Below are 13407 nucleotides of genomic sequence, written 5' to 3' on the forward strand. Positions count from 1 at the left end.
CAGTTCAATGCCCCCAGTATCTACCCCACCAACTCATGCCACGCGTCAAAGCGGAAATGGGCCGGTCCGAGTCATACTCGTGGAAGACGACCTTGATCTGAAGCAGGGATTGACTGATTTTCTGCGGTTGAACACCTTTGCCGTCACAGCCGTGGGAAACGGCAAGGAATTTGACCTGGCATTGGGCACGGAGGATTTTGACGTCGCGATACTCGACGTCAATCTGCCGGATACCAGTGGATTTGAGATAGCGCAGCGCCTGAAGAAAACCACCAATATTGGCATCATCATGCTGACCGCCCGCACATTGCGGGACGATAAACTTCGCGGCTACTCCGAAGGCGCAAATCTCTATCTGACAAAACCTGTTGATGGTGAGGAGCTGGTGTTTGCCATCAAAAATCTGGCCGACCGGCTTCGCCAAAGCGACAAAAATGCACAACCTGCCCGGCCTACCGGCAAGTGGTCGATAGACCGGGTCGGCCAGCGGCTCACCTCTCCGCAGGGCACGGTCATCAAACTGTCTGGCCGTGAGGCGACATTGCTTTCAAAATTGGCAGAAGACAGTAAGCGGATCATTGGCCGCCACGAACTCGGTCTCGCCATGGGATATCAGACGCTTGCGGACACCCGCAGTCTGGACGCCGTCTTGCAGCGATTGCGCGTAAAAGTGCGCGAAAGCGGTGCCGAACTGCCCATCCATGTTATACATGGTGTCGGTTTTCAGCTCTCCGGCGAAATCACTCTCCGCTAAGAACCTCAGCTTCCACTGGTGCGGTTCATTCAGAGCCCGGCCAATCACCCGGGCTCTCCGCGTTATTGCAGTTCGCCGCGAGAGCATTCGGGCCATTAGGCAGCGCCGAACACCACACGGTCGCCGGATGTTGCGACGCAGTCTTCAGTCAGACTGGTGACGATCTGGTTGGCAAAACCGTCACCTCACCATCGACCATGCCGAGATGACGCATTCTGTTTTCGAGTCAAATAAGACCGCTCTCGACAACGTCCTCAAATGTGTTAGCTCGTCTGTTTCAGATAGAATGCGCGTTAGATGTCGATCCCGACCCAAGACGTTGTCTGGCTGGATCGCACTGCCGCATCAATGAACGCAAGCCCTGCTAGGCCGTCGTCAATACCGGGGAAGATCGCCTCCCCAGACGATGTATTCCCCTCCCTCTTTGCTATGATAGCATCTGCGGCTTCACGGTAGATCGTCGCAAACCCTTCCAGATATCCTTCCGGGTGGCCAGATGGCACGCGGCTGACGCGGTTGGCGGCAGGGCCTGCCCCGGCGCCATTGCGTGTAATCAGCCGCTTCGGTTCGCCATAGGGCGTGAACCACAATTCGTCTGGCACGCGGTGGTGCCATTCAAGCCCGCCCTTGTCGCCGTAGACACGCAGCGAAAGTGCATTTTCGTTGCCAACGGCAATCTGGCTGGCCCACAGCATACCCTTGGCACCACTGGCGTATCGCAACAGGATATTGGCGCTGTCATCCAGTTGCCGTCCGGGCACGAAGGATGTCAGATCAGCATAGATGCTCTCGGGAATTTCACCGGTGACGAATGCGGCAGCGTTAAAAGCATGTGTGCCAATATCGCCAATCGCGCCGCCCGCGCCAGAACGGCTGGGGTCCGTGCGCCATTCAGCACCCTTGACGCCAGTTGTTTCTACGGCCTCCGTCAACCAGTCCTGCGCATATTCCGCCTGAACGTGACGCAACTTGCCGATGGCGCCGTTGGCAATCATTTCTCGCATCTGACGCAACATGGCATAACCGGTGTAGTTATGCGTCAGAATAAACAAATTGTCGGACGCCTTGACGATTTCGGCCAGCTTCTTGGCTTCCTCGATCGTCGCAGTCACCGGCTTGTCGCAGATGACATGGACGCCCTTTTCCAGGAAAAGCTTGGAGGGGGCAAAATGCAGATGATTTGGTGTCACAATGGCGACGGCTTCGATACCATCGGCGCGCGCCGCTTCAGCCACAGCCATATCTTCAAACGAAGCATAGGAGCGATCTGCTTCAATACCGAGCATCACGGCCGAGGCGTTGGCGCGGGCAGGATCGGATGAGAGCGCCCCGGCCACCAGCTCATAACGGTCGTCAAGTCGCGCTGCGATACGGTGAACCGCGCCGATAAATGCACCTTGACCGCCGCCGACCATACCGAGACGAATACGACGGCTGTCGAATTTTTTTGTGCCTACTGACATGGGATTACCTTTCACAGACCAAGGATGCGACGGTTGGCGGCTTCATCCACCCCGCTTTTGGCAAAATCGTCAAATGCCCGCTCGGTCACGCGAATGATGTGGTTTTGAATGAAGTCTGCCCCTTCGCGCGCACCATCTTCCGGGTGCTTGAGGGCACACTCCCATTCCAGAACCGCCCATCCGTCGAAGTTATATTGGGTGAGCTTGGAAAACACTGCACCGAAATCGACATGCCCGTCGCCCAGCGAACGAAACCGGCCCGGGCGGTCAACCCAGCCCTGATAGCCGCCATAAACTCCGGATCGGCCGGTCGGATTGAACTCGGCATCCTTGACGTGGAAGGCGCGGATACGCTCGTGATAGATATCGATGAAATCCAGATAGTTCATCGCCTGAAGCACGAAGTGGGACGGATCGTAGAGGATGTTGGCCCGTGCGTGATTGCCTGTCGCTTCCAGAAAACGCTCGAAGGTCACGCCGTCATGCAGGTCTTCACCGGGATGCAGCTCATAGCAGAGATCAACGCCGTTCTCATCGAACGTATCGAGAATAGGTTTCCAGCGATTGGCAAGCTCGGCAAAGGCCATTTCAACGAGGCCAGTCGGACGTTGCGGCCATGGATATACAAACGGCCATGCCAGCGCACCGGAAAAGGTCGCATGGCTTGAAAGACCGAGATGCTGCGAGGCTTTCGCCGCATATTTCAACTGATTGACGGCCCATTCCTGCCGTGCCTGCGGTTTTCCGCGCAATTCAGCCGGCGCAAAACCATCAAACAACTCGTCATAGGCAGGATGAACCGCGACAAGCTGGCCCTGAATATGAGTGGAAAGCTCGGTGATTTCGACACCAAGTTCGGCAAGGCGACCTTTGACATCGTCGCAATAGGCCTTGGAAGCCGCAGCTTTTTCCAGATCGAAGAGTTTTGGATCTGTCGGCACCTGAATGCCCTTGTAGCCGAGCGAAGCTGCCCATTGGCCGAGATTGTCGAGCGTGTCGAAGGGGGCTTCGTCTCCAACAAATTGCGCGAGGAAAATCGCCGGGCCTTTGATCGTCTTCATATCCATACTCTCCTTGCATTCACAATTTCAGGTATCGCAGCTAAGGCTGCCGCGGTCGGCAGCGCGCCACCGAGCCGCGCACCACCAGTTCTGTGTCCATTACGATTGTCTCGGCTGTCCGTTTGCCGTTCAGCCGCTCAACCATCAGCGCCATGGCTTTGCGACCCATTTCCTGACGAGGTTGGCGCACCGTTGTCAGCGGTGGTTCGAACGCATTGGCGAAGATGATGTCGTCGAAACCGGTGACCGATACGTCACCCGGCACCGACAGGCCACGCGCCCGCAATTCGCTGATCGCACCAATCGCCATCTGGTCGCTCGATGCGAAGATGGCTGTGAAGTAAATACTGCGCTCCAGAAGGCCGGTAATTGCCTGACGGCCGCTTTCGATGCTGTAGTCACCGCTGACAAGCAAAGTCTCATCGTAATCGATCCCGGCCTCGGTGAGAGCATCGCGGTAGCCATCAAAACGCTCTTGCGCCAACGTCTCCGGGAACGGACCGGCAAGATGCACAATCTGCTTGTGCCCGGCTTCGATGAGGTGACGCATGGCATTTTTGGATGCAGCGCGGTTGTCGACCTTGACGGTTGGTAGCGCGATGCCGGCAACGGTTTCCGAGGCGATGACGATTGGCGGCAGGTTATCAACCTGATCCAAAAGCTCTCTCGGAAACTGGCCAGTCATCAGGATCAGCCCATCGGCATGTTTCTGCCGGACCATATCGATGTGATTTGCTACCCGGCTCACATCGTTGCGGGCATCACCCATCAGAACCTTGTATCCAGCTTCGCTGGCCGCTTCTTCCACACCCTTGTAGATTTCGAGATAAAACGGGTTGCCGATATCACGGACCAGGAGAATGACGGTGTTGTTGGATTGGCGCCGGAAACTGGCGGCCTGGGCATTGGGCACAAAGTTCGCTTGCCTCACGGCATCGAAAACCTTTTTCCGGGTTTCCGGGCGTACCTTGTCGGGTTGTTGCAGCGCGCGCGACACGGTCGCAATCGACACGCCCGCAATGGCTGCAACTTCCCGGATATTCGAACCTTGTTCTTTGCTCATCTGTTACACACGCAGCTGCTTTTGGCGGCCATAAAGCAGCATCAGCGCAAGTAACGTGACACCGAATATGATCTGCCGGGCCCATACATCTAAATTGAGTGTAATCAGTACGCTTTGCAGGATGGTTAGCGCAACAGCTCCGGCCATTGTTCCGACATATCCACCGGCGCCGCCCGCCAGTGATGTGCCGCCAATGACAACGGCGATGATCGATGGCAGGACATATTGATCGCCCACCGAAATGAAGGACGTGCCGGTGTAACCGATCACGCAGACCCCGGTCAGCCCTGCAAACAGACCGGACAGGCCGTAGAGCAGCGTGCGGATCAGGGAAACCGGCAGGCCGACCAAAGTCGCTGCGCGTTCGTTTGAACCGATAGCGTAAATGGCAAATCCAAACGCCGTTCTGCGCAGCATGAACAGCATGATCGCCGCAATGCCCAACCAGACGAAAAGCACGCCAGGAATGCCGAACATCAGCGGACGGTTGATGAAACCGGCCAGCAGCGGCGCTGCCGCACCCGATGGCACGCCCTGCGAATACACCACAAGTCCGCCCTGGATCACCGCCGTCATGCCAAGTGTCATGACCAGTGGAGGAATACGCACGAAGGTAATGCCGATGCCGTTGATGAGGCCGATCAGGAACGGAATGCCGCCAGCGACCAGAATGGCGAGCGGAATACCGGCATTCTGGCCGTTCATCATATTGCCAGCTAGGACAGCGCCCAGCGAGATCATGGCGCCGACTGAAAGGTCGATGCCCTCACGTCCGCCGAGGATAACGAGGTTCTGGCCTGCCGCGACGATGCCGAGAATGGCGGCAATGGTCAGCAAACGAACGATCTGCGAGCCCTGCGCGAATCCCGGCGACAAGAATTCGCCAACCAGCAAAAGGAAAACAGATGCGCCAATGGCAATGGTCAAGGGATCGGTGAGCAGAGTTTTGATTTGCAAGCCCGGATTGGTCATATCAACGCCTCGTCACCAGAACGCCACCGGCAAGCGCCGTCAGCACAATCAAACCCTGCACCAATGTCTGGTACTCGAAGGGCAGGCCCGCAAAGAAAATCACATTGCCGATCATGCCAAGCACCAGCGCGCCAGCAATCGACCCGGTCGAACTACCAAACCCGCCAGAAAGCGCCGTACCGCCCAAAACCACTGCCGAAATGGACGACAGCGCCAGACTTGCGCCCAGCAATGGGTCGCCTGATGCGGTTTCACCGGTCAGGCAGAGCGCCGCCAGCGCCGAAAACAGACCGGAGATCATGTAAGCACCGACGCGAATGCCGGAAAGACGAAGACCAGTCTGAAAGGCACCGGTGCGATTACCGCCGACCGCCAACAGATGCACATGAAACGGAATACGCGACACGATCAGTGTGAAGGCAATACCGGCAAACAGAACCCACACCACAAATGGCAAGCCGATGAAGCTGCCGGAATAGGTTTGCCAATAGGCTTCAGGGACGGGAAGACCAGCCTGTGGTAACACCCAGATAGCAAGTCCGGCAAAAATGATGCCCGTGGCAAAGGTCGTGACAATCGGCTGGAAGCGCAGACCGGAAATGAACAGGCCATTGACCAGTCCGCACATCAGACCAACGACGCAACCTGCCGCCATTCCTGCAAACACAGCACCGGCTGACCCGCCAAGCGCCGCAACCACGCTGACCGTAACAACATTGGCAAGTGCCACGATGCTACCCACCGACAAATCGATGTCGCCAGCCAGAATGACATAGGTCTGGCCGATGGCAACGAGGATGAGCGGAAGAAATGTCGTCAAGTTGGATTGCAACACCGACGGCTGAATGAAGGACGGCTGCAAAAACGTGTTGACCGCAACAAGAATAGCAAGAACGACAAGCGTTATAATCCAGGGTTGCTTGCGTAAGATACCGGACGAACTCATGCGGCGTCTCCATAGGCGGCGCGTGTCATGTTGATGGGGTTCATGTCTGCTCCGGTCAGTTCTGCCGAAATACGACCGCCGTTGAACACCAGAATACGGTCGGCATATTCGAGAATTTCTGCGTCCTCGGACGAGTAGAAAAGGATGGTCGCACCGGCATCGGCCTGCTGGCGCATCAAGGCAAAAAGGTCTGCCTTGGCGCCAAGATCGATGCCCTTGGTCGGATCATCCAGCAACAACAGCTTAGGTGCGGTGGCCAGCCAGCGGGAAATGAATATCTTCTGCTGATTGCCGCCGGAAAGCGTGCCGATCGGCATATCCATGCCGGCAAACTTCGTTTTCATATCGTCAGCAACTTTCTGCACACGCGGTTTCAGCGAGGCAGGGCGGATCAGCTTTTTCTTTTCGCGCACCATCAAAGCGGCGACGAGATTTTCAAAAATCGAACGCCCCTGAAGGGAGGCGTCACGGCCACGGTCTCCAGAGACATAGGCGAAACCGTTATGGACGGCCTGTGCCGGCTTGGCGATGGTCACCTTCTGGCCAGCAAACTGCACATCCCCGGATGTAAAGGGATTGGCACCGAACAGGCCTTTCAAGAGGGCCGATTGACCTTGCCCCTGCAGACCAGCCAGACCGAGGATTTCACCCGGATAGGCTTCAAGTGTGACACCACGCACGCCCGTGCTGGTAGCATCTTCGACCTTCAGGCTGGCTGGAGCGGCCAAACGTCCCTGCTGGCGAGCCGGTGCGGCGCGAACATCGCCGACCATGTCATGCACGACGGCCTCACGGGTGGTCGTGGAGGTATCGAGTTCAGAGATCGTCGCGCCGTTTCTCATCACGGTGATGCGGTCACAAACGGCAAATACTTCGTCAAGACGGTGGGAAATCATGATGGTGGAGACACCATCGACCTTCTTGGCCCTGAGAATTTCAAAGAAACGCTGTGACTGGCGGCCGTCAAGTGCTGCCGTTGCCTCATCCATGATCATCAGGCTGGCGTTCTGCGCAAAAACTTTAAGAATTTCGACAAGCTGGCGCTGATCCGGCGGTAAGTTGCCGACAATCGCATCCGGCTCAAGCCCTTCGCCGGCAACACCCTCAAACAGTGCAATCAACTTGCGCGCCTCGGCGATCAGGGCCTTGCGATCGACAAACACGCCGCGCTTCGGCTCTCGCCCGAGAAAGATGTTGTCGGCCACGGACAATTGCGGGATCAGGCTCAACTCCTGATAAAAAAGCGCAATTCCTGCATTTTCGGCGTCACGCGGGCTTTTGAAGTGTACTTCGCTGCCGTTGAACTTGATGGCACCACTGGTCGGGGCTACTGCACCCGCCACAATCTTGCATAGCGTGCTCTTGCCGCAACCATTAGCGCCGAGCAGCGCGTGGATTTCACCACGGCCGACCGTCAGCTTACCGGCTGTCAGGGCACGCACGGCACCAAAATTCTTCGTTATGCCGGCCGCTTCCAAAGCGTTCGCCATCGCATGTCTCCGAATTGTACTTGTCATTGGCGGACATGGGAAAACACACATGGTCCGCATTCGAATAGTGAAATTCGGGCTGGCGATAACCACCAGCCCGAAGGCCATTTTATTTGAAGAACTCGCCAGCCTGTTCAGGCGTCACGGTTGCAGTCACAGACCAGTAGCCTGGCTTGCCGTCTGCAGCCTTGATGTTGTCCGCCAGGTTTTCGTTGTTCACGAAGGGGATCGGAATGTAGATGGCGTTGCCATACGTACCGCCAAAAACACCGTCCTTGAATTCCTTGCCCTGCAGCTTCAGCACAGCAACGTTCAGTGCGCTGGCCATAACGCCGGGAGGGTTGACCGAAGCACCGGAATTGAACTTTTCGGCTTCCCAGCGGGTCATGAAGTCCTTGCGGATTTCACCCGTCGCAGCAATGTCCTTTGCCTTGCCGGCGGCTTCGATTGCGCGCCATGCACCATCAGCCATGCCGTCCTGAACCCAGACGCCGCTGATATCAGGGTAGGTTGCGAGAAGGTTCTGCATGGCCTGCTGGCCCTGCGCCTGGTCCCAGCTGGCATTGGCTTCATTCAGAACCTTGATGTCAGGATACTTGGCGAACACTTCGCGGTAACCGGCGACGCGGGCTTCGTTGGCAGGGTTGCCTGCAATGCCGTTGATCGCAACAACGCTGCCCTTGCCTTGCAATGTATCTGCAAGCCACTGCGCGGACTGTGCAGCCCATGCCTTCTGGTCGATACCGACATAGATGGCATCCTTGGAGGACACTTCCGCATCTGTCGCGATAACGAGGATGTTGCGTGCCTTGGCCTGCGCAAAGATCGGGTCAAAAGCAGTCGGACTACCCGGATTGATCAGGATCGCATCAACGCCCTGGTTCATGAAGTTCCTGATATGGCCAATCTGTCCCTGCACATCGACATTGCCGCTCTGGACAACAACCTCGACCTTGACGCCCTTATCGCCCCAAGCCTTTGCAGCAGCCTGAGCCTCTTCGATCATCTGCGTGCGCCACTCACTGCCGACAAACGAGTTGGAAAGACCGATCTTGAAGCTCTGCTCCTGAGCGTACACGGACGTACCGGCCGCAAGCACCATCGCAGCGGCAGCCATCAAATGTCTAAACATGAAATTTTGCTCCTCCAAGCACGGATATACACTATGAAACCGTTTACATCGATGAATGTAACCGGTTTCACGACCGAGTCAATCCTATTACGCCTGTTTTGTTGTCGCTGGGGCTAGAGGCTAAAAGATGAAATAAAGCAGCCTGTTCAGAGAATAGGCGCGGCAAATTTGATGTGCGTAGTTGTAGCGAGGCGTGATTTTACGGCAGCCATACGTTATGCGTAGGCGCGCAACATCCCGGCATTGAACCGTAGTGTCAGTGACTGACAATTCAGTAAAAGCGGAGTGTCCTTTCATTGCTGATACAGCATTGAAAGGACACTCCGATAACGATCCGTCGTGACGACGAGAAGACGATTGTATTGTTTGGGGACGCCTCAGCTGTCCACTAAGGCCGCCTGCTGCTGTTCACCCAGTAACTTCAGAGCAACAATGGACGCGTTCTTGACGTGTTGCGAGGCGTACTTCCGTGCGGCGTCGGCATCGCGTGACTGTAAAGCCTTCGTGAGTGCATCGATTTCTGCAAGGCTCTGGGAAATACGTTCGGGATGCATAAGAGACGTTGCGCGCAGAATATTGATGCGAGAAAACAGGCTCTGCAATACTTCGCGCACCAATGTGTTGCCACAGCGCCCGAGCATGATCGAATAAAGACGGCTTTTGGCTTCAAGCACCTCGGCCGTTTCGCCAGCAAGTGCGTGGCCGCGCAGAACCGCCGCTTCACGGCCAAAGGCATTCAAGTCTTCATCCGTGCCACGCGTTGCAAATTCCTGGGCAGCAAAACCTTCCAGCAATTCACGAAGCGCGTAAATTTCGCCGGCTTCTTCAAGCGAAATGCTGGCGACAACTGGCCCCTTGTGGGGGACGATTTCCACCAGCTTTTCGGCTTCGAGCTTGCGCAGTGCCTCCCGCAGAGAAGTCCGGCTGACGCCAAGCTCCTCGCACAATTCACGCTCAACGAGGCGGCTGCCCGGAGCATAACGACCCGAGGTGATACCGTCCCGTACGGCGTTTTCTATCTGCCGGCGGAGCGTATCCGCTTGCAAGGCAACCCCTCGCACAACCATCAGTAATCCCTATATTACATTATGACCATCCGACATTTACATGATCCGCAGGTCTGTAACAAGTTGTGTCCGCCGACGATAAAGACCCGTAGCCTACACGTGGAATGCCGTACCGGACGGTGATCAGGCGCCTGCAGATGCGAATTGCTCGGAGGTCACTTCTTCTTCCCACACGGTCTTGCCGATAGAAACGGCAGTGTGAAGGAGGTAGCTCGTGGCCGTTGCACCGTGCCAGTGACGCTCTCCCTCTGGAATCCAGACAATGTCTCCCACACGAATACGTTGAGCTTGTTCACCATCCACACATACCCAGCCTTCGCCGGCAACAACGGTCAGCACCTGCCCGGTCTCATGGGTGTGCCAGTAGGTGCGTGCACCGGGCGTGAAGAACACATTGTTGATTGTCACGCCATCGGTCGTCGGCATGATCGGGTCAGCATGAACCGTTCCCGTAAATGTCGAAGATCTAACTTCGGAAACCGCGCCAGTTTGGCGGCCATGGAAAATCTTCATCACATCAGTCCTTTTTGTTGTGCAGGCGAACGCCGCCCGAAATGTCACCGATTGCATCAACGACGCGATTGCTGATCACATCGCCATAACCAAGCGCAGTCGCAAGACCAAAGCTGGCCATGGGCCCGGCAGAATTGAGAGACGAAACGCCCAGTTCGTGTAACATGTCACAATAGAGCAAAACATCCTTGGTCATCAGCTTGCTGGTCAGGCCGCCTTCCAGATAATCACCGTCGACAATCTTAGGGAAGCGGTTCAGCGTTGCGAAGTTAACGCCGCTGCTAGCATTGAGCACATCCAGCAGCTTGTGCAGATCAAGACCGGCCTTCTTGCCCGCCACCATGACTTCCGCCGTCGCAGCAAGGCTGACGGCGTTGAGGAAATTGTTGAGAAGCTTGGCGGTGTGACCCGCGCCGCAGTCGCCCATGACGATCACCGTGCTGGCAATCAGCGAAAATACGGGCTGCAACCTTTCAATGGCACCGGGGTCGCCGCCCACCATTAGCGTCAGGGCGCCTTTTTCGGCAGCGGCAGCGCCACCGGAAATTCCGGCGTCAATCATGAACGCACCCTTTTCCGCAAAAAGGCGGGCAAGTCTTTTGGTCGAGGCGGCCGACGCCGTGCTCATATCCGCAACGACTTGTCCGGGGCGGATATGCTGGAGAACTCCATCCTCGCCCTCCACGACACGTTCGATCACGACGCTGTCAGGCAAAGAAAGCAGGACAATATCTGCGCCTTCCATCACCTCCCGAATGCTTTGGGACGGTGTCGCACCAAACCGTACTGCTGCCTGCGCATCCTTGTCGTAACCGAGGACTTCGACGCCGCCTGCCACGATGCAGCGCGTCATGCGTCCTCCCATATTGCCAAGTCCGATAAATCCCACTTGCGGATTAGACATCCTGCTTATCCTCGACACAGCACCCAATTCCTTTGCCAGAATGCTGGCATTGCGGGCGCGTTTTCCTCACTCACGCTCATCCATCGCCAATGGCACTGGCGCGCGGACAGTTCATTTGCCGCTTCCGTTCAAGGCTTCACCAGCCTTTGCCTGCTCTGCCTGCCACTCCTTTATGGCCGTGCTGGCAGTTCTGAATGCGGCAAGAGCCGCCGGAGCGCCGCAATAGACCATGGCCTGCAACAAAACTGCCTGGATTTGGTCTGGTGTCACGCCGTTGCGCAAGGCGCCGCGAACATGCACCGCCAGTTCGTGGTGCTGATTCATGGCCGTCAGCATGGCGAGATTGAGCATGCTACGGGTTTCAAACGGTAACCGTTCGTCGCCCCAGACCTCGCCCCAGCAATATTCGGTCACGAGCCTTTGAGCTGGCCGGTTGAAATCGTCAGCATTTTCCCACGACTTTTCGACGTGGGCTGCGCCCAGCACGCGTTTGCGGTTCTGGAACCCTTTGGCGAAGATTTCGCTTTCAGTTGGCATTCCGATGTGCCTCCCTCGTTATCACTGTTGTTGCTATCGGGCTGACCTGGATGACCGTGCTCATTCGCCGGCTCCGTATCCAATCATCGCCTTGGTTTCGAGATATTCGCGCAGTCCCGCCTCGCCCCATTCGCGGCCATTGCCCGAGCGGCCAAAACCACCGAATGGCGCACCGAAGTCAGCGGGCGGATAATTGATATGCACCTGACCACCATTGAGCCGCCGGGCAATAGTCCGCGCCCGCTCGCGGTCTGCCGACTGGACATAGGCGGCAAGGCCATAAAATGTGCCATTGGCAATGGCGACGGCTTCGTCTTCACTCCGATAGGGAATGATCGACAGAACCGGGCCGAAGATTTCTTCCTGCGCAATGGTCATGTCCGGCCCAACATCGCTGAAGACTGTCGGACGAACATAATAACCATCTGGTAGACTTTCGGGACGTTCAGCACCGCCAGCCACAAGTGTTGCTCCTTCTGCCACACCACTGTTGATGAGGCTCAGGACACGATCAAACTGGCTGCGATTGACGACCGGGCCGAGTTGGGTATCGGCGGCATCCGTCGGTCCAAGACGATAGGCATCTGCTGCGTCCGCTGCGATTTTGGACGCGCGATCCATCAGATGCGCGGGCACCAACATACGGGTGGGGATCGAGCAGGATTGGCCCGAATTGGTAAAGCAGGCCGCCACGCCTCGACGCACAGCATCTTCAAGATCAACGTCATCAAGCAGAATATTGGCCGACTTGCCGCCCAGTTCCTGCGCGACCCGTTTGACCGTCGGGGCCGCTGCCCGTGCCACCTCGATGCCAGCACGGGTCGAACCGGTAAAGGACACCATGGCAACGTCGTCATGCGCTGCAATGGCAGAGCCAACCGTTGGACCATCGCCGTTGACGAGATTGAAGACACCGGGAGGCACACCCGCCTCATGCAAGACTTCGGCAAACACAACCGTGCTGATGGCGGAGAATTCGCTGGGCTTCAGAACCATCGTGCAGCCGGCAGCAAGTGCTGGCCCTACCTTCACGATGACCTGATTGACCGGCCAATTCCAAGGCGTGATCAGACCACAGACGCCAATCGGCTGGTGTCGCAGGCGCGTGCCGCTAGCCATATCCTCTTCGAAACGAAAGTCTCTCAGGACCTTCAGCAGCGCCTCGATATGCAAAGGTCCACGCGCCGCCTGCCCCTTTGTTGCAAAGGTAATGGGCGAACCCATTTCCACACGCATCGCTTCGGCAAACTCATCATAACGACTGTTATAGGCAGCAAGGATCCGCTCAAGCAAAGCAATGCGTTCTTCGACGGTCGTGGCGGCGAAGGCAGGTGCTGCACGTTTGGCGGCCGCCACGGCTCTGTCGACATCCGCTTCATTGCCGAGCGACAGCCGACCGACAACCTTTTCGGTCGAGGGATCGATGAGATCCATGGTCCTGCCACCAACTGGCTCAACCCAGTCACCATCAATATAAAACTTGTCCAGGACGATCATGGCAAAAC

Annotated in this window: 13 protein-coding genes; 1 reads left to right on the plus strand and 12 read right to left on the minus strand. The window is 56.8% G+C overall.

Features of this window, described 5'->3' with window-relative positions; translation table 11 throughout:
• Window positions 1-79: 79 nt before the first annotated feature.
• Complete coding sequence (locus IB237_RS16745; RefSeq protein WP_192489813.1) at window positions 80-754, plus strand: response regulator transcription factor; 675 nt, start codon at window positions 80-82, stop codon at window positions 752-754.
• A gap of 293 nt (window positions 755-1047) precedes the next feature.
• Here the strand turns inward: IB237_RS16745 and IB237_RS16750 are convergent, their stop codons facing one another.
• From IB237_RS16750 to IB237_RS16805, 12 genes are all read right to left on the minus strand, one after another.
• Window positions 1048-2217 carry a Gfo/Idh/MocA family protein gene (locus IB237_RS16750; RefSeq protein WP_192489814.1) on the minus strand — a complete coding sequence of 390 codons (1170 nt, stop codon included), beginning with the start codon at window positions 2215-2217 and terminating at the stop codon, window positions 1048-1050.
• Between the two features lie 11 nt (window positions 2218-2228).
• Entirely contained in the window at window positions 2229-3278 is a 1050-nt protein-coding gene (locus IB237_RS16755) for a sugar phosphate isomerase/epimerase (RefSeq protein ID WP_192489815.1), read from the minus strand.
• Between the two features lie 40 nt (window positions 3279-3318).
• Window positions 3319-4341, minus strand: coding sequence for a LacI family DNA-binding transcriptional regulator (locus tag IB237_RS16760; RefSeq protein ID WP_192489816.1), 1023 nt, complete (start codon window positions 4339-4341; stop codon window positions 3319-3321).
• Between the two features lie 3 nt (window positions 4342-4344).
• Window positions 4345-5313, minus strand: coding sequence for an ABC transporter permease (locus IB237_RS16765; protein ID WP_192489817.1), 969 nt, complete (start codon window positions 5311-5313; stop codon window positions 4345-4347).
• Window position 5314: 1 nt separating this feature from the next.
• Window positions 5315-6259 carry an ABC transporter permease gene (locus IB237_RS16770; protein ID WP_192489818.1) on the minus strand — a complete coding sequence of 315 codons (945 nt, stop codon included), beginning with the start codon at window positions 6257-6259 and terminating at the stop codon, window positions 5315-5317.
• Window positions 6256-7749: a sugar ABC transporter ATP-binding protein gene (locus IB237_RS16775; RefSeq protein WP_192489819.1), complete on the minus strand. Its 1494-nt coding sequence runs from the start codon at window positions 7747-7749 to the stop codon at window positions 6256-6258. The genes IB237_RS16770 and IB237_RS16775 overlap by 4 nt, the downstream gene beginning before the upstream one ends.
• A 109-nt stretch (window positions 7750-7858) precedes the next feature.
• On the minus strand, window positions 7859-8881 hold the full coding sequence (locus IB237_RS16780) for a substrate-binding domain-containing protein (protein WP_192489820.1): 1023 nt from the start codon (window positions 8879-8881) through the stop codon (window positions 7859-7861).
• Between the two features lie 377 nt (window positions 8882-9258).
• Window positions 9259-9948: a GntR family transcriptional regulator gene (locus IB237_RS16785; protein WP_192489821.1), complete on the minus strand. Its 690-nt coding sequence runs from the start codon at window positions 9946-9948 to the stop codon at window positions 9259-9261.
• 123 nt (window positions 9949-10071) lie between these two features.
• On the minus strand, window positions 10072-10461 hold the full coding sequence (locus IB237_RS16790) for a cupin domain-containing protein (RefSeq protein ID WP_192489822.1): 390 nt from the start codon (window positions 10459-10461) through the stop codon (window positions 10072-10074).
• A 4-nt stretch (window positions 10462-10465) separates the two neighbouring features.
• Window positions 10466-11365: an NAD(P)-dependent oxidoreductase gene (locus IB237_RS16795; protein WP_192489823.1), complete on the minus strand. Its 900-nt coding sequence runs from the start codon at window positions 11363-11365 to the stop codon at window positions 10466-10468.
• A gap of 111 nt (window positions 11366-11476) precedes the next feature.
• Window positions 11477-11902, minus strand: coding sequence for a carboxymuconolactone decarboxylase family protein (locus IB237_RS16800; RefSeq protein WP_192489824.1), 426 nt, complete (start codon window positions 11900-11902; stop codon window positions 11477-11479).
• Window positions 11903-11962: 60 nt separating this feature from the next.
• The gene (locus IB237_RS16805; RefSeq protein WP_192489825.1) at window positions 11963-13399 is read right to left on the minus strand and encodes an aldehyde dehydrogenase family protein; all 1437 of its coding nucleotides are present in this window, start codon (window positions 13397-13399) and stop codon (window positions 11963-11965) included.
• Between the last annotated feature and the right edge of the window lie 8 nt (window positions 13400-13407).

It is taken from the genome of Agrobacterium sp. AGB01 (genome assembly GCF_014851585.1).
Taxonomy (GTDB): domain Bacteria; phylum Pseudomonadota; class Alphaproteobacteria; order Rhizobiales; family Rhizobiaceae; genus Agrobacterium.